Source organism: Pseudomonas sp. KH_050 (assembly GCF_057838875.1).
The window spans coordinates 4,925,843-4,946,361 of the sequence record NZ_CM174478.1 but is presented as its reverse complement, the minus strand read 5'-3'; the positions used below and the strand labels follow the sequence as shown (position 1 = coordinate 4,946,361).

Genomic DNA, 20,519 nt, shown 5'->3' with positions numbered 1-20,519 from the left:
CGTTGCTTGCTGTCATGGAAAAACCGCACTGCCTTCATGGCGTGCGGTTTTTTCTTTAGGCCTGATGCAAAGTCGTCATTAGAAAAAAGGAGAGTGCTGTGTCGCGTAGACGCGTCGTAGTCACCGGTATGGGTATGTTGTCGCCACTGGGTACGGATGTACCGAGCAGCTGGCAGGGCATTCTGGCTGGCCGCAGTGGCATTGGTCTGATCGAGCACACCGACCTTTCTGCTTATTCCACCCGCTTTGGCGGCTCGGTAAAAGGCTTCAATGTCGAGGAATACCTGTCGGTCAAGGAAGCTCGCAAGCTCGACCTGTTCATTCAGTACGGTCTGGCCGCAGGTTTTCAGGCAGTTCGTAACTCCGGTCTGGAAGTCACTGACGCCAACCGTGAGCGCATCGGGGTGGCCATGGGGTCGGGTATTGGCGGACTGACCAATATCGAAGAAACCAGCCGCACGCTGCATGATTCCGGCCCGCGACGGATTTCGCCGTTCTTCGTGCCAGGCTCGATCATCAATATGATTTCCGGTTTCCTGTCTATCCATCTGGGTACCCAGGGACCTAACTACGCCATTTCGACTGCCTGTACCACGGGTACGCACTGCATCGGCATGGCGGCCCGCAACATTGCCTACGGCGAAGCCGATGTGATGATTGCCGGCGGTGCCGAAATGGCCGCCTGTGGCCTCGGTATGGGCGGCTTTGGTGCTGCTCGGGCTCTATCGACGCGCAATGACGAGCCAGCCCGTGCCAGCCGTCCATGGGACAAGGGCCGTGACGGCTTCGTCCTCTCCGACGGTGCCGGAGCCCTGGTGCTCGAAGAGCTGGAGCACGCCAAGGCACGCGGCGCGACGATTTATGCCGAGCTGATCGGCTTCGGCATGAGTGGTGACGCTTACCACATGACCTCGCCGCCAGCCGATGGCGCAGGCGCGGCCCGTTGCATCACCAATGCGATGCGTGATGCGCAGCTGAACCTCGAAGACGTGCAGTACATCAACGCCCATGGCACCTCGACTTCGGCCGGTGACTTGGCGGAAGTCCAGGCGATCAAGTCGGTGTTTGGCGAGCATGCCTACAAACTGGCGGTCAGTTCGACCAAGTCCATGACCGGTCACCTGCTGGGTGCGGCCGGTGCGATCGAGGCGATCTTCAGCGTGCTGGCGATCAACAGCCAGGTGGCTCCGCCGACCATCAACCTGGATGAGCCGGACGAAGGTTGCGACCTCGACTTCGTACCCCATGAGGCGCGCAACATGGCCATTGATGTGGTGCTGTCCAATTCGTTCGGCTTTGGTGGCACCAACGGCTCGCTGGTGTTCCGCCGGTTCGCCGAGTGATGCACGGCTGGGTCGACGGTCAACCGGCTGACGTTCTGTCGCTAAAGGACCGGGGCCTGGCCTATGGCGACGGTCTGTTCGAGACCCTCGCGGTCAGGGGCGGGCAGCCGTTGCTGCTGGAGCGGCACCTGCAGCGCCTGGCTGAAGGGTGTTCGCGGCTGGCGATTGCCGCGGACCAGTCTCTGGTCCGCAGTGAGCTGTTGGCCTATGCCGCTGCGATGGGTGAGGGGGTGCTCAAGTTGATCCTCACCCGTGGCGACAGCCTGCGTGGCTATGCCGCCGATCCGGCTGCCCAGGCTCGACGGATACTGCAGGGAAATCCGCCTGCCCTATACCCGGCTGCCCATGGGCAGCAAGGTATTCGCCTGTTCCCCTGTACGACACGTCTGAGCGAGCAGCCCTTGCTCGCGGGGCTCAAGCATCTGAACCGTCTGGAGCAGGTGATCGCCCGCTCCGAATGGCAGGATGGCGAGCATGCCGAAGGCTTGATGCTGGACGTTTCCGGGCGAGTGATCGAGGGGGTTTTCAGCAATCTGTTTCTGCTCCGCGATGGCGTGTTGCGCACCGCTGACTTGAGTCGCTGCGGCGTCGCCGGGGTGATGCGCGCTGAATTATTGTTTCAAGCCGCGTCACTGGGCATTCCCACGGAAGTTGCCGACATCAGTCTCGATCAACTGCAACAGGCCGATGAAGTCTTCGTCTGCAACAGCGTGTATGGCGTCTGGCCGGTATGCGGCTATTCAGCACTGAGCTGGCCGGTTGGGCCGCTCACCCGTAAACTGCAAGGCATTGCCCGCGCGCTATTGGATGCTTGATTCGTGAGACGTAAATTCTTGCTGCTGCTGGAAACCGGACTGGTTCTGGCGGGGCTGCTGCTGGGCGCTTCGGCCTGGAAAGTGAACTCGGCGCTGGACCAGCCGCTCAACCTGAAGCAAGAGGAATTGCTTGAAGTGCCCGCCGGTGCGACGCCGAGCGGTACTTTCAATCGGCTGGAGGCTGACGGGGTCCTGGAGGACGCTTTCTGGTTGCGCGTGTATTGGCGCTTCAATCTGGCCGGACAACCCCTGCACAGTGGAGAATACCGCATGTTGCCGGGCATGACTGCCCAGGGGCTGATCGGTGTTTGGCAGCGCGGCGAAGTGGTGCAGTACAGTGTGACCCTGGTCGAAGGCTGGAATTTCCGTCAGGTGCGAGCCGCCCTGGCCAAACAGGAAAAACTTGAGCAGACCCTGAACGGCTTGAGCGACAGCGAAGTGATGGACAAGCTCGGTCATGCCGGCGTATTCCCGGAAGGACGGTTCTTTCCAGACACCTATCGTTTCGTCCGCGGCATGACCGACGCCGAGCTGCTGGCAAAAGCCTACGCCCGCCTGGACGATGTCCTCGCCAAAGAGTGGAGCAAGCGTGCCGCCGACGTACCCTACACTCAGCCCTATCAGGCGCTGATCATGGCCTCGTTGGTGGAAAAGGAAACCGGCGTGCCGCAAGAGCGCGGGCAGATTGCCGGGGTCTTTGTGCGGCGAATGCAGATCGGCATGTTGCTGCAGACCGATCCGACGGTGATCTACGGTCTCGGCGAGCGCTACAATGGCAAACTGACCCGTGCCCATCTGCGCGAAGAAACGCCCTACAACACCTACATGATTGCCGGGTTGCCACCGACACCGATTGCCATGGTGGGACGTGAGGCGATCCATGCGGCGCTGAATCCGGTGCCGGGCAGCAGTTTGTATTTTGTCGCTCGCGGTGATGGCAGCCACGTATTCTCCGATGACCTGGATGCGCACAATAATGCGGTGCGTGAGTTCCAGCTCAATCGCCGCGCGGATTATCGATCCAGCCCGGCGCCGACAACCGCTCCGGCGATACCCGAGGTTTCGAGCCCGACCACTGAAGCGCCGGCTGAGAGCGTTCCAGAGTCGACTCCCGAAACCAGTCCGGAGCCGACACCGGAGCTGACTCCCGAAACGAGTCCGGAGCCAGCCTCGGAGCCGGTTCCCGAAGCAACTCCGGAACAACCGGCCACGGATTCCGCGCCAGACGCGATCCAGCCGCCAAGCCCGCAATGAATCTGACTAAGGACTGCCTGTGACTGGCCTGTTTATTACCCTGGAAGGACCGGAAGGCGCCGGCAAAAGTACTAACCGCGAATACCTGGCCGAGCGTTTGCGCACCGAAGGTATCGAGGTTTTGCTGACCCGCGAGCCGGGTGGCACCCCTTTGGCCGAGCGGATTCGTGAAGTACTGCTGACCCCCGGCGAAGAAGTCATGTGTGCCGACACCGAACTGTTGCTGGTGTTCGCCGCGCGGGCCCAGCATCTGGCCGAGGTGATTCGTCCGGCGTTGGCCAAGGGCATGGTGGTCCTGTGCGATCGTTTTACCGATTCCACTTATGCCTACCAGGGTGGTGGTCGAGGGTTGTCGCTGGAGCGCATCGCCGCCCTGGAGACCTTCGTCCAGGGTGATTTGCGTCCGCACTTGACCCTGGTGTTCGACCTGCCGGTCGAGGTCGGCCTGGCTCGCGCCAGTGCGCGCGGTCGGCTCGACCGTTTCGAGCTGGAAGGGCGGCGGTTCTTCGACGCAGTCCGCAGCGCCTACCTGAAGCGTGCCGAGGCCGATCCGGCACGTTATCGTCTGGTGGACGCCGCGCAGCCGCTGGCGCAGGTCCAGCAGTCGCTGGATGCCTTGCTCCCGCAATTGCTGGAGCTGTACCGTGGCTGAGGCCTACCCTTGGCAGGACAGCCTTTGGCAGCAATTGGCCGGGCGTGTCCAGCATGCCCACGCTTACCTGTTGCACGGCCCGGTCGGGATCGGCAAGCGAGCGCTGGCCGAGCGCTTGATGGCCCGATTGCTCTGCCAGAAACCGCAAGGACTGGACGCCTGTGGGCAATGCAAGTCCTGCCTGCTGCTCAAGGCCGGCAGTCATCCGGATAACTACGTGCTGGAGCCGGAAGAGGCAGACAAGGCGATCAAGGTCGACCAGGTCCGTGAGCTGGTCAGCTTCGTGGTGCAGACCGCGCAGATGGGTGGGCGCAAAGTGGTGTTGATCGAGCCGGTCGAATCGATGAACAACAACGCCGCCAACGCCTTGCTGAAAAGCCTCGAAGAACCCTCCGGCGATACCGTATTGCTGTTGGTCAGTCATCAGCCAAGCCGTCTGTTGCCGACGGTCAAAAGCCGTTGTGTGCAGCAGGCATGTCCGCTGCCGAGCGAAGTGATGAGCCTGGAGTGGCTGGTCAAGGCGTTGCCCGATTGCACTGAAGAAGAGCGCATGGAGTTGCTGACGCTGGCCGCCGGTTCGCCGCTGGCCGCGGTCACCTTGCAGGCTCAGGGTGTGCGCGAGCAACGCGCGCTGGTGGTCGACGGAGTGAAGAAACTGCTCAAGCAGCAGCAATCGCCGACTCAGTTGGCTGAGGGCTGGAATACCATTCCGTTGCTGTTGCTGTTCGACTGGTTCTGCGACTGGTCGAGCCTGATTCTGCGTTACCAGCTCACTCAGGATGAAGCAGGCCTGGGTTTGGCCGATATGCGCAAGGTCGTGCAGTACCTGGCGCAGAAGTCTTCTCAGAAAAAAGTCCTGGATATCCAGGACTGGATTCTTGCCCAGCGGCAGAAAGTGCTGAGCAAGGCCAACCTCAATCGTGTGCTGTTGCTCGAAGCGTTGCTGGTGCAGTGGGCAGGTTTACCTATCCGCAATTGACCGGCCGAGCCTAGAATCATTGGCCGGAGCGCTGAAGTCCGACCGTCCCACTCATACGATGTAGTTGCAGCCTTATATGCTTGTAGATTCCCATTGTCACCTTGATCGCCTCGACCTCGCCGAACATGCCGGCTCCCTCGATGCTGCCCTCGACGCGGCTCGCCAGCGTGGGGTGGGGCACTTTCTGTGTATCGGCGTGAGCGTCGAGAATGCGGCTGACGTCAAGGCGCTGGCCGAACGTTATGCCGATGTTGACTGCTCGGTCGGCGTCCATCCGCTCGACGTGGAGCCGGGTGCCGCCCCGGCGCTGGACTGGCTGTTGCAGGAGCTCAACCATCCGCGGGTCGTGGCCATTGGTGAAACCGGTCTGGACTACCATTACGAACCGGAAGCAGCCGAGCTGCAGCAGGAGTCCTTTCGCCTGCATCTGCAAGCCGCGCAGCAGACGGGTAAGCCGGTTATCGTGCATACCCGTGGCGCGCGCGCCGATACCTTGACGCTGTTGCGTGAAGCGGCGTTGCCCCAGGCTGGCGTACTGCACTGCTTCACCGAAGACTGGGAGATGGCCAGGGCCGCACTGGATCTGGGGTTCTATATTTCCCTGTCCGGTATTGTCACTTTCCGCAATGCCGATGCCTTGCGGGATGTGGCCAGGCAAGTACCGGCCGATCGCCTGCTGGTGGAAACCGACTCACCGTACCTGGCGCCGATTCCCCATCGGGGCAAGCCGAACCTGCCGCAATACGTGCGTGATGTCGCGGAGTTTCTGGCGATGCTACGCGGAGAGTCGTACGAGCGATTTGCCGAACAGACGACCGAGAACTTCAAGCGGTTGTTTCCGTTGGCGCATGTCAGGAAATCGGTGTAGAACCCGAAAAGATCGCACGAAAAGATCGCAGCCTGCGGCAGCTCCTACAGGAGCTCGTACGCTGCGGAGGTTTTGGGTCAAATCCCAGGCAAAAAAAACCCGGGTTCTGGGGGGTGAATCCGGGTTAAGACCATTAGGAGTAAAACAAAGATACGCCGTCCGTTGGTACCTTCATCGACGCGCCACTTGGGGGAGATGTCGCGCCGACAGTTCAAGTATTGATCACTATTGCTACTAGTCCAGTCTGGCCCCTGTGTTTTTTAAACAGATTTGGAATACGGGCGCTTCGGTTGGGTTCTCATTGCTGGGCAATGGCTCTGACTATTTGCAGAGTTTCGTCGATAACGCGCTTTTCTGTATAGAAGTGCGGGGAAAATCGAATGCCGGGACCGCGTTGGATGCACACAACCTGTTGCCGCTTGAGGTGTTCGTAGACTTGCTGATTATCAATGCCATCGATACTGAACGAGAAAATTCCGCCGCGCCGGGCGGGGTTCAGCGGGCTGTGCAGTTGCACACCGGGAATCGCGTTCAAGCCGTCCTGTAGCCATTGCATGCGTTCGGCAATCAGCGCGGCGACCTTTTCCATGCCGACTTCTTCGAGCAACGACAGGCTGGCTTCCAGCGCCATGGCCCCGAGCATGTTCGGACTGCCACACTCGAAACGCCGCGCGCTTTTGGCCGGTTCCCACTCAGTGCGATTGTAGTCGCCCATGTGTTCGAGCATGTGCCAGCCAAATTCGTGCAACTTCAGCTGCTCGCGCAGCTCACTGCGGCAATAGAAAACCCCCAGGCCTTCAGGCCCCAGGAGCCATTTATGGCCATCAGCCATGGCGAAATCGCATTGATAAGCCTGGGTATCGAAAGGCAGGGCGCCCAGTTGCTGGATCGCATCGATGCAGAACAGCACGTTCTGCTGCTTGCAGCCAGCACCCAAGCGCTGCAGGTCCAGGCGCAGGCCGCTGGCAAACTGCACGGCACTGACTGACATCAGGCGGGTGCGTGGGCCGCAGGCGGTTAGCAGGGCGCCTTCGGGGTCATCGCCCTTGAGGCTGACCTGGAGCACTTCCACGCCCTGTGGTGCCAGCGCTTCCCAGACGATGCGGTTAGACGGGAATTCTTCGTCACTAATGACAATCTGATCGCCGCTTTGCCATTCCAGTCCGAAGGCGACAAAAGACAGCGCTTCCGAAGTGTTTTTGACCAGCGCGACGTCATCCGTCGACGGCGCGTTAAGCAGGCGCATCAGGCGTTCGCGCAGGCGCTGCTCGAGGGCCATCCAGTCCGAATAGTCACGCGCGCCCAGCAAAACGTTCTCCCGGGCGAAACGCGCGACCGCTTCGCTGGCCCTATTTGGCCACGGAGCGACGGCCGCATGATTCAAATAACGCAGGCCAGGAGCCTGTACAAATTCATCAAGAAACGTAGACATGGTCGGATGATCCGTGCAATTTGGCGCAAGTTAGGCATAATACGCGGCTTCGATTTTGACCCCTACAGACCTTTTCTTATGCAGAAAGAACCTCGTAAGGTCCGTGAGTTTCGTCGCCGCGAGCAAGAAATTCTCGATACCGCGCTAAAGCTGTTCCTCGAACAAGGTGAAGACAGCGTCACCGTCGAGATGATCGCTGATGCCGTAGGTATCGGCAAAGGGACCATTTACAAGCACTTCAAGTCCAAGGCGGAGATTTATCTGCGCCTGATGCTCGACTATGAGCGTGACCTGAACGAGCTGTTGCACTCTGCCGATGTCGACAAGGATAAGGAAGCCTTGTCCCGGGCCTACTTTGAATTCCGGATGCGTGATCCGCAGCGGTACCGGCTGTTCGACCGCCTGGAAGAGAAGGTGGTCAAGGGTAATCAGGTGCCGGAGATGGTCGAGGAACTGCACAAGATCCGCGCCTCCAACTTCGAACGCCTGACCGTGTTGATCAAGGGGCGCATTAGCGAAGGCAAGCTCGAAGACGTCCCGCCGTACTTCCACTACTGCGCATCCTGGGCGCTGGTACACGGCGCCGTTGCGCTGTATCACTCGCCGTTCTGGAGCAATGTGCTGGAAGATCAGGAAGGATTCTTCCAGTTCCTGATGGACATCGGCGTGCGCATGGGCAACAAGCGCAAGCGCGATACCGACACCCCCGGCAGCTGAGTCATTCAGTTGCTTTATTGCGCCATGTTTCTCCACATGACGCAGTACCTCAGGAATATACTCAGGCATAGGCCTTGCTAAAACTTGATTTTTGAGTCAAGTTTTAGCCGTCCGAATCTTCTTTCGCCGGAGTGATCCATGATCGTTGACCGTCAAGGCAGGCGTTTTCGCAATTTGCGGATCAGCCTGACTTCAGCCTGCAATTACGCCTGTACCTACTGCGTGCCGAACGGCAAGCGGCTGGTGGCTGCGCAGGATGAGTTGTCGGCCGAGGCCATGGCCCGGGGGGTGGCCTATCTGATCGAGGCTGCCGGCATCGAACGGCTGCGTATCACCGGTGGTGAGCCGTTGGTCAGTCCCAAGCTGGAAGCCTTCATGGCTGCCGTAGGGTCGATGGGCCTGGCGGACATCAGCCTGACCACCAACGGCCAGCTTCTGGCGCGCAAGCTACCCTTGCTGGTGGCTGCCGGCATCCGCCGGATCAACGTATCCCTCGATACCCTCGACCCTGAAGCCTTCCGCAGCATCGCTCGCGGTGGTGATCTGGCGACCGTGCTCGATGGCATGGACCGGGCCAAGGCCGCAGGCATGAAGATCAAGGTCAACATGGTGCCGTTGCGCGGGCAGAACCTGGATCAGGTGATGCCGCTGCTCGATTACTGCCTTGAACGGGGTTACGAGCTGCGCTTTATCGAACTGATGCGCATGGGCCATCTGGCCAGTGACTCGAATGCTTTCTTGCAGCAGTTCGTCAGCCTTCAGCAGCTGTTGAGCCTGATTGGCGACTGTTACGAATACCTGCAGGCTGACGCGCCAGTGGATGCCACCGCAGTCCGCTACGAGATTCCCGGCCGGGGTTTCTTCGGGGTGATCGCCAATGAAAGCGTGCCGTTCTGCCGGACCTGCTCGCGCCTGCGTCTGTCGTCTACCGGTTGGCTGCATGGCTGCCTGTCGTCGAGTAACCGGCACTATGTCGGGGATCTGCTGGACAAGCCGCGCCACGAGGCGCTGCCGGCGTTGCAGCGGCTGCTGGTGAAAGCCCTGGGCGACAAGCAGGAAGTGGCGTTCTCCGGTGGTGCAACCATCATGAAAATCATCGGCGGCTGATCACAGCTCTTGTAGCAGCTGCCGAAGGCTGCGTTCGAGGGGGTACCCCTCGCAAAATCAAGCAACCTCACTCCATCAAGAAGACCGCGTCCTCAGGTTTCACGACTGCTCCGCAATCGGACGCAGCCTGGCGGCAGCTGCTACGGGATGTGCGCAACCTTTAGCTGGCGCGGAAGCTGCATCCTGCGACTATCCGCCGGTTTTCCGTCACCGGCCTCTGGAGGGTAGGATGCGTAGCCTGGTTTTGCTGCTGGCCTTTTTGGCGCTTGGTGGCTGCATGAACGTCAGCGATCTGGGCGAGGGCGCTCGTTATCACATGAGCGATGCCGGGCTGCTCGATCACAGCGATACCCGCCGCTCTAACTCGATGCGCATACAACCCGATTCTTTCATCTACATCGCCCAAGGTGCATTCGCGCCACCGGGCGATGCCTATCCGCGGCCGAATGTGGTCGCCGAAGAAGCCTTCAACGGCTTTGTCGAATACTTCCCCATGGTCCGACGTGCCCGCGCCCCGGAAGGGCTGGACGCAGCGATGAGTGAAGCCCGCGCGGTCGGTGCGCATTACTTGCTCTATACCCGTTTCGCCAAGGCTGACAACCGGATCGGCAACTCCGATGAATGGACCGATCAGGAAGCCGTGGATCGCCTGGGGATCGACACTGGCGTCATTCAGCTCATGTTGATCGAGACCAGCACCCAGTATTTGATCGATACTGCACGTATTCGCAGTCGTGGCGGTTTACTGACGTTCCACGACACCCAGCCAGAAGATCTGCTTGGCCCGCCGCTGCAGCAATACGCTCGCAGCCTGCTGGGCATGAGCGACTAGGCACTTCACGAGGAGAACAACATGAGTGGTCCGCAAAAAGCTAATGATCTGTTGGGGCAAATTCCCAAATCCAAAGGCTTGCCGCCGGTCCACCTGTGGAATCCCGATTTCTGCGGCGATATCGACATGCGCATCGCCCGTGACGGGACCTGGTACTACCTGGGTTCACCCATCGGGCGCAAGCCGATGGTCAAGTTGTTCTCCACCATCATGCGCCGCGATGGCGATGATTATTTCCTGATCACCCCAGTGGAAAAAGTCGGCATCAAAGTCGACGACGCGCCGTTTGTCGCGGTCAGCCTGGAGGTCGAAGGTGAGGGAGAGTCTCAGGTACTGCGCTTCACCACCAACGTCGAAGAGCAGACCGAAGCCGGCCCTGATCACCCGATGCGGGTAGTAATCGATCCAGACACCCAGGAGCCCGCGCCCTACGTGCATGTGCGGACCAATCTTGAAGCCCTGATCCATCGCAATGTGTTCTATCAGTTGGTCGAACTGGCCGTGACCCGGGAAATCGACGGGCAGCGCTGGTTGGGCGTCTGGAGTGGCGGCGAATTCTTTCCGATCGGGCTTGAGCCGTAGAAACCTGTAGGAGCCGAGCTTGCTCGCGATGGACGTTAACGATAACGCGGATGTTTTTCGCTCGGGCTTCTTTCATCAGACTGTCCCTGGTTTGCGTTCCCAAAGACGCTTGGCTGTCGCGTGAGTGGCCTTTACGACTGGCCACAGCGCGTTTGGCCGATTCCTTGCGATCACTGGCTTTTTCGCTTGCAGGTTTGCGCCGCCCGGAGCCACCGGCGCGTTCTCCGCGGCCGGACTGTTTGTTCACCGTCGCCCAGGCGCGCGCTTCGGCTTCATCTTTAGAGACACCTTTGTCTTCGTAGCTGGCTTCGATATGGGCCGCCTAGCGTTTCTGTTCTGCCGTGTATTTGGCTTTGCTTCCACGAGGCATGGGATTACTCCTTCTGATCCTGGTGCGCAGGATCAGTCTGGAAAGGTTGCGTTCAATTTAATTGCGGGCGCTGCCGTCCCGGTCGGAACCCGAGCCACCGGTGGTGGTTTTAGAGCTGGTACCCAATCCGGCGTTGTCCGGAACGTTGGGGCCTATGCCGTCGGGCCTTTGGGTGTCGTTGCGATCAATGCGTGGGTCGGTCGCGGTGGCCGAAGGAGGCCCGTAGACAGGTTGGGTCGGGGCTGATGATCCGGCGATGGCTGCTGAAGACAGCAACCCGGCAAGGACGAGGGCAGGCAGTTTTGACATGTTCATGGCGTCGCCTCCACTTCTAGAGTCGTTACCCGTATAAGTCTGCTCCCGATTTCGATTAGTGCCTGAATTTCGACGAGTGGTCTGAGGCTGTTGCGCAAGAATGTGTGGCGTTGCAGACTCCATCGCCACAGGTAATCCATCAACCAGGTTTTCATTTGAAATGTGACGAGCGCTCGGAGTCGTCTTAGTATGGCGTTTTCACTTTTGCACAAGGCAAGTCAATGACCATCGAAATCCGCCCGGCCGTGCCCAGCGATGCCTCGCAAATCCTCGCGTTCATCACCGAACTGGCCGACTACGAGCGCGCCAGGCATGAGGTCATTGCCAGCGTCGCCGATATCGAGCGCAGCCTGTTCAGCGAAGGCGCAACCGCCCATGGTCTGATCTGCCTGCGGGACGGGCAGCCGATCGGATTCGCGGTGTTCTTCTTCAGCTATTCCACCTGGCTGGGGAGCAACTGCCTCTACCTTGAAGACCTGTACATCAACCCCGAGCAACGCGGTGGCGGGGCGGGCAAGAAACTCCTGCGCCATCTCGCGCAAATCGCCTGCGCCAACGATTGCGGGCGCTTCGAGTGGAGCGTGCTGGACTGGAATAAACCGGCGATCCAGTTTTACCAGTCCATCGGTGCGGTGCCGCAAGACGAGTGGGTGCGCTATCGCATGGAAGGGGAGAAATTACGAGAGTTTGCCCAAGGCTGAACCAGCGCTCATTCATTTATCGGCATAGACGGTCGGCGTTGTCCCGTCCTGAATAAGGTTTGCACCTTCTGGCTTCTTTTCAGGAAGGTGCAATGGATACGGGCAACAAAAAGGCCCCCATCCTGGGAGCCTTGATGTTTAGCGATTCGACTTACATGTTCGGGTAAGTCGGGCCGCCGGAGCCTTCCGGTGCCACCCAGGTGATGTTCTGCGCAGGGTCCTTGATGTCACAGGTCTTGCAGTGCACACAGTTCTGGGCGTTGATCTGGAAGCGCTTCTCGCCGTCTTCCTTGGTGACCACTTCATACACGCCGGCCGGGCAGTAGCGCTGCGCCGGTTCGTCGTACAGCGGCAGGTTCTTGGCGATCGGGATGTTCGCATCGGCCAGCTTCAGGTGGCAGGGCTGTTCTTCTTCATGGTTGGTACCAGAGATGAACACCGAGCTGAGTTTGTCGAAGCTGATTTTGCCGTCCGGTTTCGGGTAATCGATCTTCTTGCAGTCGGCCGCCAGCTTCAAGCAAGCGTAGTCCGGCTTGGTGTCGTGCAGGGTGAACGGCAGTTTGCCGCCGAAGATGTTCTGATCGAGCCAGTTGAAACCACCGCCGACGATGGCGCCGAACTTGTGGATCGCCGGGCCGAAATTGCGGCTGGCGAACAGTTCGTCGTAGAGCCAGCTCTTCTTGAACGCGTCGACGTAAGTGGTCAGCTCTTGCGTGCCGTCCAGATCAGCGAACAGCGCGTCAGCCACGGACTCGGCGGCGAGCATGCCGGACTTCATCGCGGTGTGGCTGCCCTTGATCTTGGCGAAGTTCAGGGTGCCGAGATCGCAACCGATCAGCGCGCCGCCCTTGAAGACCATTTTCGGCAGCGAGTTCAGGCCGCCTTTGCTGATGGCGCGAGCGCCATAGCTGACGCGCTTGCCGCCCTCCAGATATTGCTTGAGCACCGGGTGATGCTTGAGCCGCTGGAATTCGTCGAATGGCGACAGGTAGGTGTTGCTGTAGGACAGGTCGACGATCAGACCGACCACCACCTGGTTGTTTTCCAGGTGATAAAGGAACGAGCCGCCAGTGTTCTCGGTGCCCATGATGTCCAGCGGCCAGCCGGCGGTATGGACTACCAGGCCCGGTTGGTGCTTGGCCGGGTCGATGTCCCAGATTTCTTTCAGGCCGATGCCGTAGTGCTGGCTATCAGCGTCAGTGTCGAGTTTGAAGCGTTTGATCAGTTGCTTGCCGATATGGCCGCGGCAGCCTTCGGCGAACAGCGTGTACTTGCCGCGCAGTTCCATGCCCGGGGTGTACAGGCCTTCCTTGGGATTGCCTTCGCGGTCGACGCCCAGGTCACCGGTGATGATCCCGCGGACTACGCCGTTTTCGTCGAACAGCGCTTCCTGAGCAGCGAAGCCTGGGTAGATTTCCACGCCCAGGTTCTCGGCCTGCTGGGCTAGCCAGCGGCACAGGTTGCCCAGGGAGATGATGTAGTTGCCTTCGTTGTGCATGGTCTTGGGCACAAAGAGGTCGGGAATCTTGGTCGCGCTGTCAGCGTTTTTCAGGACGAAGATGTCATCACGGGTGACCGGCGTGTTCAGCGGAGCGCCGAGTTCCTTCCAGTCCGGGAACAGTTCGTTCAGGGCGCGTGGTTCGAACACCGCACCGGACAAAATGTGAGCACCGACTTCGGAGCCTTTCTCGACCACGCAGACGCTGATTTCCTTACCGGCTTCGGCGGCCTTCTGCTTCAGTCGGCAGGCGGCGGACAGGCCAGCGGGGCCGGCACCGACGATGACCACGTCGAATTCCATGTATTCGCGTTCCACAGGCTATCTCCTACTCAAGGCTCACAGTTTTTTTCTAATTGGAGGTTTGGCACTTCATCTATTGTTCCTGCACCGCATTGGGGGAGGGAATCAAAGAATGAGACATCTTTCTCTCTAGGCGGCGCATTATATCTACACCACTCTCAGCGTCCAATACAAACGTTTGTTTGAATTTGCTGCAGCCCAGATAAATCAAAGAAGCGCGGCTTATAACTGGCCATTTTGCCGTATTGACCCGAATAGGCGTTCCGGTCAAGATACGGTCGGTTTTGCGCTCGCCGTAGGCTGACTGTTGGTTTCAAGAGCACCTCTAAAGACAGGGCGAAGGCAGTACAAGGTGACGCTTTGCGCAGCTTTGGCGCGCAGTTTACACGCCATGAAAAAGAATGACTCGTCAGTCACCACTGAAGAACGGTCATTTCGCTTGTGAACAGGGTCATTTTTATTGAATTGCCAGCGTTTTTAGAGGTGCCCTTGCGCCGATGAGCATCATTCGCCAGGTTCGCCCGGGCGACTTTCTTTTCACCGGAGAGTAACGAGGAATCCATGAAGGTTCTTGTAGCTGTCAAACGAGTGGTCGACTATAACGTCAAGGTTCGCGTCAAAGCGGACAACTCCGGCGTCGACCTCGCTAACGTCAAGATGTCGATGAACCCGTTCTGCGAAATCGCAGTGGAAGAAGCCGTACGCCTGAAAGAGAAAGGTGTTGCGACTGAAATCGTCGTCGTCTCCATTGGTCCGTCTACTGCTCAAGAGCAGCTGCGTACCGCCCTGGCGCTGGGTGCCGATCGTGCCATCCTCGTCGAATCTGCCGAAGATCTGACTTCCCTGGCCGTTGCCAAACTGTTGAAAGCTGTTGTCGACAAGGAACAGCCTTCGCTGGTGATCCTTGGCAAACAAGCCATCGACAGCGACAACAACCAGACCGGCCAGATGCTGGCTGCACTGACCGGCTACGGTCAGGGCACCTTCGCCTCGAAAGTCGAAGTCAGCGGCGACAGCGTTGCCGTGACCCGCGAAATCGACGGCGGCGGGCAGACAGTTTCCCTGAAACTGCCAGCCATCGTCACCACCGACCTGCGTTTGAACGAGCCGCGCTACGCGTCCCTGCCAAACATCATGAAAGCCAAGAAGAAGCCTCTCGAAGTGCTGACTCCGGAAGCTTTGGGCGTTTCCACCGCCTCCACCAACAAGACCCTGAAAGTCGAAGCGCCGGCTGCACGCAGCGCGGGTATCAAGGTCAAGTCGGTGGCTGAACTGGTCGAGAAACTGAAAAACGAAGCGAAGGTGCTTTGAGTTAAGGAGCCAGAAATGACTATCTTGGTTATTGCAGAACACGACAACAAAGTGCTGGCTCCGGCCACGCTGAACACCGTTGCTGCCGCCGCGAAGATCGGTGGCGACATTCACGTGCTGGTTGCAGGTCTTGGCGCTGGCGCCGTGGCTGAAGCCGCTGCGAAAATCGCTGGCGTGGCCAAAGTGCTGGTAGCCGACAACGCTGCCTATGCTCACCAGTTGCCGGAAAACGTGGCGCCATTGGTTGCCGGGTTGGGCGCTGGCTACAGCCACATCCTGGCTGCTGCTACCTCCAACGGCAAAAACATCCTGCCGCGCGTCGCAGCGCAGCTGGACGTTGACCAGATCTCCGAGATCATCTCGGTGGAAAGCGCTGACACCTTCAAGCGTCCGATCTATGCCGGTAACGCTATCGCTACCGTGCAATCTTCGGCTGCCGTGAAAGTGATCACCGTGCGGGCCACCGGTTTCGACCCGGTAGCCGCTGAAGGTGGTTCGGCGGCTGTCGAAGCCATTGCTGCCGTCCATGACGCTGGTACCTCCAGCTTCGTTGGCGAAGAACTGGCCAAGTCCGATCGTCCGGAACTGACCGCTGCCAAGATCGTCGTTTCCGGCGGTCGTGGCATGCAGAACGGCGACAACTTCAAGCACCTGTACGCCCTGGCCGACAAGCTCGGCGCGGCGGTCGGCGCTTCCCGCGCCGCAGTCGACGCAGGTTTCGTACCGAACGACATGCAGGTTGGCCAGACCGGCAAGATCGTCGCTCCACAGCTGTACATCGCCGTCGGTATCTCCGGCGCGATCCAGCATCTGGCCGGTATGAAAGACTCCAAGGTGATCGTGGCGATCAACAAGGACGAAGAAGCGCCAATCTTCCAGGTGGCCGATTACGGCCTGGTAGCGGACTTGTTCGAAGCCATACCCGAGTTTGAGAAGCTGGTCTAAACCAGCGGCTTGACTTATAAAGAGCCCGGCCTTCTGGCCGGGCTTTTTTTTGTTTTTGATTTGAACGGGAGAATTTCGCCATGGAACTGCGTCGCTGGATCGGCTTGTGTTGGCTGCTGGGGCTGTCGATGTTGCCTTCGCTGTCTGGCGCGGCGGGCAAGTGCGAACACCTGGTAGTGACCGGCAGCCCGGATGCACCGCCTTATCTGTGGCGCGACCCGCAAGACCCGAAACACTTGATCGGTGCCAGCGCCGATCTGTTGCAACAGATCGCTGGTGAGCTGGGGCTCAAGGTCGAATTGCTGTATGCCGGCAAGCGCTCGCAGGCCCTGGATGAAGTGCGCAGCGGGCGTATGGACATCCTCGCCGATGCCCCCTTGGCGGTGAGTGAGCTGCAAGCGCTGGACTACATTCATCCGCCGCTGATGGAAAACGACTATCTGGTCTGGACTCGCAAGGACTCGCCGCTGGTCTATAACCAGGCGCAGGACCTGCACGGCCATCCTGGTGCGATGTCGGAAAAAGCCCGTTTGAGCCAGCCGTTCAGAACCTTTGCCGAGCAGCAATTGAGCCTCGTGCCGACGCCCAACCTGACGCAGGCCTTTCAGAAATTGCTCTTGGGCGAAGTGGAGTACGTACTGGCGGGGCGTTATGCGGGGATGACCATGGTCGAGACCCTGGGCATGGCCAATGATCTGCTGGCCCATCCACAACCGATCGATAAACCGGGGCTGTTCCTTGCCGTTTCCCATAACTCCGCCTGCAACGACCCATGGTTGCGCGGACAGTTGGCCAAAAAGATGACAGAATTGCCCGCGTCCGGTCTGACGGAAGCTGTGCTGCAACGCAATCTCGAGCGTTGGAAAGCACAGTTGCAAACACCCGTCAGCACCCAAAAACAGTAGGGATTTCTAGTGACTATTCGACCTCTTTTCGCTGCCCTGGCCGTTCTGGCTCTGGCGGGTTGTGCAGCCGATCCGGCGCCGAATGAACAAATGCGTTTGACCGAACAAGCCCTGGAACAAGCCAGGGCAGTGGGTGCAACGGCTGAAGACGTGCCGGAGTTGAAGCTCGCGGAAAGCAAATACACCCGGGCTCAGGGCGACATGGCCGACCTGTCGTTCAAGCACGCACGCATGCGGGCTGAACAGGCCGAGCTGGATGCCCGTCTGGCCGAGGCACGGGTCCTGACCCTGAAAAGCCAGGAGCAACTGAACGTGCTCAATACCCGCATCACTCGCCTGCGCAAGCAACTGGGGGATGCCCAATGAGCCTGAAGACCAGAGTACTCGGTGGATTGCTGGTGGCCGGTTGCGTGAGCCTTTACGGTTGTGCCGGTCAGCAAGGCGAGGACGCTGTGCAACAAGCCAGCGCCGACTTCCAGAAGGTCAAGGAAGACTCCAACGTGCTGCGCATCGCGCCCAAGGATGTGATCCGTGCCGGTGAGTCCCTGGCCCGCGCCGATCGCCTGACCAGTTACTGGGGCAGTGGCTCGGATGTAAAGCATTACGCCTACCTGAGCCAGCGCTACAGCGAAATCGCTCGCGAACACAGCGAACAGATCCTCAATCAGGAGCGCGCTGCGAAGCTCGAGCTGGAGCGTCAGCGCCTGCAATTGGCCTTGCGTGAAGCCAAGTTGCTCAGCGTGCAGCAGCAGGGCAAATGGCTGGAAGAACAGATCATCAGCCTGGCGACGACCCAGACCGATCGCGGTCTGGTCATGACCCTGGGCGATGTGTTGTTCGATACCGGTGAGGCGGACTTGAAAAGCTCGGCCAACCGCACCGTGCTGAAAATCGTCCAGTTCCTCCAGCTCAATCCCAAGCGCGTGGTGCGTATCGAAGGCTATACCGACAGCACCGGCGGCAAGCAGGAGAACCTCAAGTTGTCGCGCGACCGCGCTCAAGCGGTGGCCAACGTGCTGATGGATCTGGGGGTCGAGGACAAGCGAATCCAGGTCGAAGGCTACGGCGATGAGTATCCGGTCGAGGTCAATGCTTCCGAACGCGGACGGGCACAAAACCGCCGGGTGGAAATTGTGTTCTCCGACGAAAAAGGCCAGCTCGGCGCTGCCCGCGGGTGACGCCAGAAATCCTGTAGGAGCTGGCGAAGCCTGCGATCTTTTGATCTTTCGCTTGGGACGACTTAAGTGGACTTGGAAAGAAAGATCGCAGCCTCGTTTCACTCGGCAGCTCCTACGACAGCTCCCTACGTAGCTCCTGCAACCCGGCCCTCATGTGGTGCCGGGTTTTTTTATGCCTGCCAATTGCCTCGCGCCATGCCAATAAAAGCAGTACAGTTTTTGCTGACACTGCACTGTACGGTCGACTATTGTGGCAACTGTCCCCGTACACTTCTAAACTGTTCCGGTATTGTTCCACACAAAAATAAAATGCCCGTGAAATCGAGTGCTGCGTCATGACCAATCTCTTGCTCTATCAACGTATCGCTCAGCAGTTGGCTGAGGATATCCGTCGTGGTGTGTACCAGCCGGGTGAGCGCGTGCCTTCGGTGCGCAAGATGAGCTCGCAGCTCAACGTCAGCCATGCGACGGTGCTTCAGGCTTATGCCAATCTCGAGGATCAGGGACTGATCCGCGCGCGGCCACAGTCCGGCTATTACGTGCACCAGACGCCGGCCCTGACTGCGCCGACCCCGGATATCGCCCGGGTCGAGCGGCCCGGGCTGGTCACTCGCAGCAGCATCATTCAGCAAGTACTGGTCGAGTCGCGGCGCGAAGGTGTGTTTCCGCTGGGAGCCGCCGTGCCAAGCGTCGACTATCTGCCGGTGCGCGCGCTGCATCAGCAATTGGCCAAGGTCACGCGCTTTCATAGCCCACGGGCCTTCAGTTACATGTTCAGCCCCGGTTTTGAACCCTTGCGCCGCCAAGTGGCGATCCGCATGCGCGATGCCGGTGTGGTGGTCGATCCATCGGAAGTGGTGATCACCCACGGTTGTGTCGATGCCCTGCAGATGTCGTTGCGGGTGCTGACCCGTCCAGGCGATCTGATCGCGGCCGAATCACCGACCTATTACGGCTTGCTGCAACTGGCCGATCTGCTGGGCCTGAAAGTCATCGAGATCCCCAGCGACCCGGCCACCGGCATGAGCCTCGAAGCCCTGCAGCTGGCGGCGAACCAGTGGTCGATCAAGGCGCTGGTATTGACCACGCGTCTGAGCAACCCGTTGGGCGGCACCATGCCCGAAGAGCGACAAAAGCAGTTGCTGCGTCTGGCCTCGGATTTCGATATCCAGATCGTCGAGGACGATATCTACGGCGAACTGATGTTCGAGCAGGGCCGTACCAAGGCATTGAAGGCCTACGATCGGCTGGACCGGGTAATCTACTGTTCGAGCTTTTCCAAGACCTTGTCGCCCGGTGTGCGGATCGGCTGGATGATTGCCGGCAAGTACCAGCAGGAAATCCAGCGCCTGCAGACCTTCAGCACTCATTCGGCGTGCAGCGTCACGCAGATGGGCATCGCGGCTTATCTGGAGAATGGCGGTTATGACCGTCATCTGCGCTATATCCGTCAGGAGTACCGCAAGAACCTCAGCGCCTTTCAGCTGGCGGTGCAGCAGTATTTCCCGGAAGGAACGCAAATGACCCGGCCCACGGGCGGCTTCATCCTCTGGGTCAGTCTGCCTGGGCGAGTCAACACCCAGGAGCTGCATGTGCGTGCCTTGCAGCAGGGCATCAGTATCGCGCCGGGGCTGATTTTCAGTAATACCGAGCAGTTCAATCACTGCATTCGATTGAACTGCGGCACCCCCTGGAATCGCGAAGCGGAGCGCACGTTGATGACCCTGGGCATGCTCGCCAATCAACTGTGTCAGGAGGCGGCGGGCGGTTTTTGAAAGGGGCGCAGGCCCCGTCGGATGATCGGCTGGTCGGCACGCTTGTCATGAGCTGTCCAACAAGCGAGCATACGGCCCCCTGCCGTTAAGGCTGTAGTGTCTATGAAAGCGACTTTTGTTGGTGGCTGGTTTTTAGTCTGTCTATTGAACGCGTTCAACTGTGGGGCAGTGATGGCAGCTTCCAGCCCGGATAAGCCTGCTGCGTCTACTTCCGCAGTGAAATCGCAGAAGCCTGCGGCAGTAAAGAAAGTCGCGCCCGTAAAAAAGGCGGTTACTGCGAAAAAGCCAACGCCTGTCAAAAAGCGCACGCCCATCGCCTCCAAGTCAAAGCCTGCCAGTGAAGTGGTGAAGACCCCATTGCCCTCGACCAGAGTGGACCTGAGCCTGCCGCCGGAAATGGTCAGCCAGTTGCAGCCCCCAGGCACTCTCGTACAGACCCAGCATGCGCCTTTGCTGCCGCAGCTGTTTGGCAATAAACCCGCGGAAAGCGGCCCGTTCCAGCTGAACGGCCGCTTGATCAACAATGAAATGGGGTTGCAGCTGCGTAATGAAGAGCGCCGGGATGTCGAGGGTGCAGCGCTTGAGTTCGAGTTCAAACGGTAAATACCAACCCCGACTGTGACCCCTGACCTTGACG

Annotated in this window: 22 protein-coding genes and 1 pseudogene; 18 read left to right on the top strand and 5 right to left on the bottom strand. The window is 59.4% G+C overall.

From position 1 onward, the window contains the following. Window positions 1-98 precede the first annotated feature (98 nt). From fabF to AC3IUA_RS22460, 6 genes are all read left to right on the top strand, one after another. Complete coding sequence (gene fabF, locus AC3IUA_RS22485; protein ID WP_489357092.1) at window positions 99-1,343, top strand: beta-ketoacyl-ACP synthase II; 1,245 nt, start codon at window positions 99-101, stop codon at window positions 1,341-1,343. Next, window positions 1,343-2,158, top strand: coding sequence for an aminodeoxychorismate lyase (pabC, locus tag AC3IUA_RS22480; RefSeq protein WP_489357091.1), 816 nt, complete (start codon window positions 1,343-1,345; stop codon window positions 2,156-2,158). The genes fabF and pabC overlap by 1 nt, the downstream gene beginning before the upstream one ends. A 3-nt stretch (window positions 2,159-2,161) precedes the next feature. After that, window positions 2,162-3,412, top strand: a complete 1,251-nt coding sequence (gene mltG / locus AC3IUA_RS22475) for an endolytic transglycosylase MltG (protein WP_489357090.1) — start codon at window positions 2,162-2,164, stop codon at window positions 3,410-3,412. A gap of 19 nt (window positions 3,413-3,431) precedes the next feature. Continuing rightward, the gene (tmk, locus tag AC3IUA_RS22470; protein ID WP_489357089.1) at window positions 3,432-4,064 is read left to right on the top strand and encodes a dTMP kinase; all 633 of its coding nucleotides are present in this window, start codon (window positions 3,432-3,434) and stop codon (window positions 4,062-4,064) included. Beyond that, complete coding sequence (locus AC3IUA_RS22465; protein WP_489357088.1) at window positions 4,057-5,043, top strand: DNA polymerase III subunit delta'; 987 nt, start codon at window positions 4,057-4,059, stop codon at window positions 5,041-5,043. Before tmk ends, AC3IUA_RS22465 begins: the two co-directional genes overlap by 8 nt. Window positions 5,044-5,119: 76 nt before the next feature. After that, the gene (locus AC3IUA_RS22460; RefSeq protein ID WP_489357087.1) at window positions 5,120-5,911 is read left to right on the top strand and encodes a TatD family hydrolase; all 792 of its coding nucleotides are present in this window, start codon (window positions 5,120-5,122) and stop codon (window positions 5,909-5,911) included. A gap of 298 nt (window positions 5,912-6,209) precedes the next feature. On the opposite strand, the gene AC3IUA_RS22455 is transcribed toward AC3IUA_RS22460, so the two are convergent. Beyond that, a complete protein-coding gene (locus tag AC3IUA_RS22455) occupies window positions 6,210-7,343 on the bottom strand; it encodes an aminotransferase class V-fold PLP-dependent enzyme (protein WP_489357086.1) in 1,134 nt (377 codons plus the stop codon). Between the two features lie 78 nt (window positions 7,344-7,421). Between AC3IUA_RS22455 and AC3IUA_RS22450 the strand changes: the two genes are divergently transcribed. The 4 genes from AC3IUA_RS22450 to AC3IUA_RS22435 all read left to right on the top strand — a co-directional run bounded on the left by AC3IUA_RS22450 (window position 7,422) and on the right by AC3IUA_RS22435 (window position 10,581). Next, on the top strand, window positions 7,422-8,060 hold the full coding sequence (locus AC3IUA_RS22450; RefSeq protein ID WP_489357085.1) for a TetR/AcrR family transcriptional regulator: 639 nt from the start codon (window positions 7,422-7,424) through the stop codon (window positions 8,058-8,060). 138 nt (window positions 8,061-8,198) lie between these two features. Next, entirely contained in the window at window positions 8,199-9,167 is a 969-nt protein-coding gene (locus tag AC3IUA_RS22445) for a GTP 3',8-cyclase MoaA (RefSeq protein ID WP_489357084.1), read from the top strand. A gap of 229 nt (window positions 9,168-9,396) precedes the next feature. Then, window positions 9,397-9,999: a DUF4823 domain-containing protein gene (locus tag AC3IUA_RS22440; protein WP_489357083.1), complete on the top strand. Its 603-nt coding sequence runs from the start codon at window positions 9,397-9,399 to the stop codon at window positions 9,997-9,999. 21 nt (window positions 10,000-10,020) lie between these two features. Continuing rightward, window positions 10,021-10,581: a DUF1285 domain-containing protein gene (locus AC3IUA_RS22435; RefSeq protein WP_489357082.1), complete on the top strand. Its 561-nt coding sequence runs from the start codon at window positions 10,021-10,023 to the stop codon at window positions 10,579-10,581. A gap of 49 nt (window positions 10,582-10,630) precedes the next feature. Here the strand turns inward: AC3IUA_RS22435 and AC3IUA_RS22430 are convergent. Together AC3IUA_RS22430 and AC3IUA_RS22425 are read right to left on the bottom strand one after the other, a co-directional pair. Continuing rightward, window positions 10,631-10,894: pseudogene (locus tag AC3IUA_RS22430) on the bottom strand (termination factor Rho); the annotation flags it as partial. A gap of 114 nt (window positions 10,895-11,008) precedes the next feature. After that, complete coding sequence (locus tag AC3IUA_RS22425; RefSeq protein WP_489357081.1) at window positions 11,009-11,266, bottom strand: hypothetical protein; 258 nt, start codon at window positions 11,264-11,266, stop codon at window positions 11,009-11,011. A 221-nt stretch (window positions 11,267-11,487) separates the two neighbouring features. On the opposite strand from AC3IUA_RS22425, the gene AC3IUA_RS22420 reads away from it, so the two are divergent. Continuing rightward, window positions 11,488-11,967: a GNAT family N-acetyltransferase gene (locus AC3IUA_RS22420; protein WP_489357080.1), complete on the top strand. Its 480-nt coding sequence runs from the start codon at window positions 11,488-11,490 to the stop codon at window positions 11,965-11,967. A gap of 151 nt (window positions 11,968-12,118) precedes the next feature. On the opposite strand, the gene AC3IUA_RS22415 is transcribed toward AC3IUA_RS22420, so the two are convergent. Next, window positions 12,119-13,783, bottom strand: a complete 1,665-nt coding sequence (locus AC3IUA_RS22415; RefSeq protein ID WP_489357079.1) for an electron transfer flavoprotein-ubiquinone oxidoreductase — start codon at window positions 13,781-13,783, stop codon at window positions 12,119-12,121. Between the two features lie 398 nt (window positions 13,784-14,181). Continuing rightward, window positions 14,182-14,331 (bottom strand): hypothetical protein, encoded by a 150-nt coding sequence (locus tag AC3IUA_RS22410; RefSeq protein ID WP_489357078.1) that lies wholly within the window; start codon window positions 14,329-14,331, stop codon window positions 14,182-14,184. On the opposite strand from AC3IUA_RS22410, the gene AC3IUA_RS22405 reads away from it, so the two are divergent. The 7 genes from AC3IUA_RS22405 (at window position 14,330) to AC3IUA_RS22375 (ending at window position 20,485) form a co-directional block, all read left to right on the top strand. Next, window positions 14,330-15,079, top strand: a complete 750-nt coding sequence (locus AC3IUA_RS22405; RefSeq protein WP_489357077.1) for an electron transfer flavoprotein subunit beta/FixA family protein — start codon at window positions 14,330-14,332, stop codon at window positions 15,077-15,079. The genes AC3IUA_RS22410 and AC3IUA_RS22405 overlap by 2 nt on opposite strands. A 15-nt stretch (window positions 15,080-15,094) precedes the next feature. Next, window positions 15,095-16,024, top strand: coding sequence for an electron transfer flavoprotein subunit alpha/FixB family protein (locus AC3IUA_RS22400; protein ID WP_489357076.1), 930 nt, complete (start codon window positions 15,095-15,097; stop codon window positions 16,022-16,024). A gap of 80 nt (window positions 16,025-16,104) precedes the next feature. Then, complete coding sequence (locus AC3IUA_RS22395; protein ID WP_489357075.1) at window positions 16,105-16,929, top strand: substrate-binding periplasmic protein; 825 nt, start codon at window positions 16,105-16,107, stop codon at window positions 16,927-16,929. Between the two features lie 9 nt (window positions 16,930-16,938). After that, window positions 16,939-17,295, top strand: coding sequence for a DUF4398 domain-containing protein (locus AC3IUA_RS22390; RefSeq protein ID WP_489357074.1), 357 nt, complete (start codon window positions 16,939-16,941; stop codon window positions 17,293-17,295). Then, window positions 17,292-18,107, top strand: a complete 816-nt coding sequence (locus AC3IUA_RS22385; protein WP_489357073.1) for an OmpA family protein — start codon at window positions 17,292-17,294, stop codon at window positions 18,105-18,107. The genes AC3IUA_RS22390 and AC3IUA_RS22385 overlap by 4 nt, the downstream gene beginning before the upstream one ends. 335 nt (window positions 18,108-18,442) lie before the next feature. Continuing rightward, window positions 18,443-19,882: an aminotransferase-like domain-containing protein gene (locus tag AC3IUA_RS22380; RefSeq protein ID WP_150645079.1), complete on the top strand. Its 1,440-nt coding sequence runs from the start codon at window positions 18,443-18,445 to the stop codon at window positions 19,880-19,882. 102 nt (window positions 19,883-19,984) lie between these two features. Beyond that, on the top strand, window positions 19,985-20,485 hold the full coding sequence (locus tag AC3IUA_RS22375; RefSeq protein ID WP_489357072.1) for a translation initiation factor 2: 501 nt from the start codon (window positions 19,985-19,987) through the stop codon (window positions 20,483-20,485). The last annotated feature ends 34 nt before the right edge of the window (window positions 20,486-20,519 follow it).

Coding starts and splice junctions, on each gene's coding strand:
- pabC (WP_489357091.1), top strand. CDS start 1,343: ATGCACGGCTGGGTCGACGGTCAACCGGCTGACGTTCTGTCGCTAAAG.
- AC3IUA_RS22460 (WP_489357087.1), top strand. CDS start 5,120: ATGCTTGTAGATTCCCATTGTCACCTTGATCGCCTCGACCTCGCCGAA.
- AC3IUA_RS22455 (WP_489357086.1), bottom strand. CDS start 7,343: ATGTCTACGTTTCTTGATGAATTTGTACAGGCTCCTGGCCTGCGTTAT.
- AC3IUA_RS22450 (WP_489357085.1), top strand. CDS start 7,422: ATGCAGAAAGAACCTCGTAAGGTCCGTGAGTTTCGTCGCCGCGAGCAA.
- AC3IUA_RS22445 (WP_489357084.1), top strand. CDS start 8,199: ATGATCGTTGACCGTCAAGGCAGGCGTTTTCGCAATTTGCGGATCAGC.
- AC3IUA_RS22440 (WP_489357083.1), top strand. CDS start 9,397: ATGCGTAGCCTGGTTTTGCTGCTGGCCTTTTTGGCGCTTGGTGGCTGC.
- AC3IUA_RS22435 (WP_489357082.1), top strand. CDS start 10,021: ATGAGTGGTCCGCAAAAAGCTAATGATCTGTTGGGGCAAATTCCCAAA.
- AC3IUA_RS22425 (WP_489357081.1), bottom strand. CDS start 11,266: ATGAACATGTCAAAACTGCCTGCCCTCGTCCTTGCCGGGTTGCTGTCT.
- AC3IUA_RS22420 (WP_489357080.1), top strand. CDS start 11,488: ATGACCATCGAAATCCGCCCGGCCGTGCCCAGCGATGCCTCGCAAATC.
- AC3IUA_RS22405 (WP_489357077.1), top strand. CDS start 14,330: ATGAAGGTTCTTGTAGCTGTCAAACGAGTGGTCGACTATAACGTCAAG.
- AC3IUA_RS22410 (WP_489357078.1), bottom strand. CDS start 14,331: ATGGATTCCTCGTTACTCTCCGGTGAAAAGAAAGTCGCCCGGGCGAAC.
- AC3IUA_RS22400 (WP_489357076.1), top strand. CDS start 15,095: ATGACTATCTTGGTTATTGCAGAACACGACAACAAAGTGCTGGCTCCG.
- AC3IUA_RS22395 (WP_489357075.1), top strand. CDS start 16,105: ATGGAACTGCGTCGCTGGATCGGCTTGTGTTGGCTGCTGGGGCTGTCG.
- AC3IUA_RS22385 (WP_489357073.1), top strand. CDS start 17,292: ATGAGCCTGAAGACCAGAGTACTCGGTGGATTGCTGGTGGCCGGTTGC.
- AC3IUA_RS22380 (WP_150645079.1), top strand. CDS start 18,443: ATGACCAATCTCTTGCTCTATCAACGTATCGCTCAGCAGTTGGCTGAG.
- AC3IUA_RS22375 (WP_489357072.1), top strand. CDS start 19,985: ATGAAAGCGACTTTTGTTGGTGGCTGGTTTTTAGTCTGTCTATTGAAC.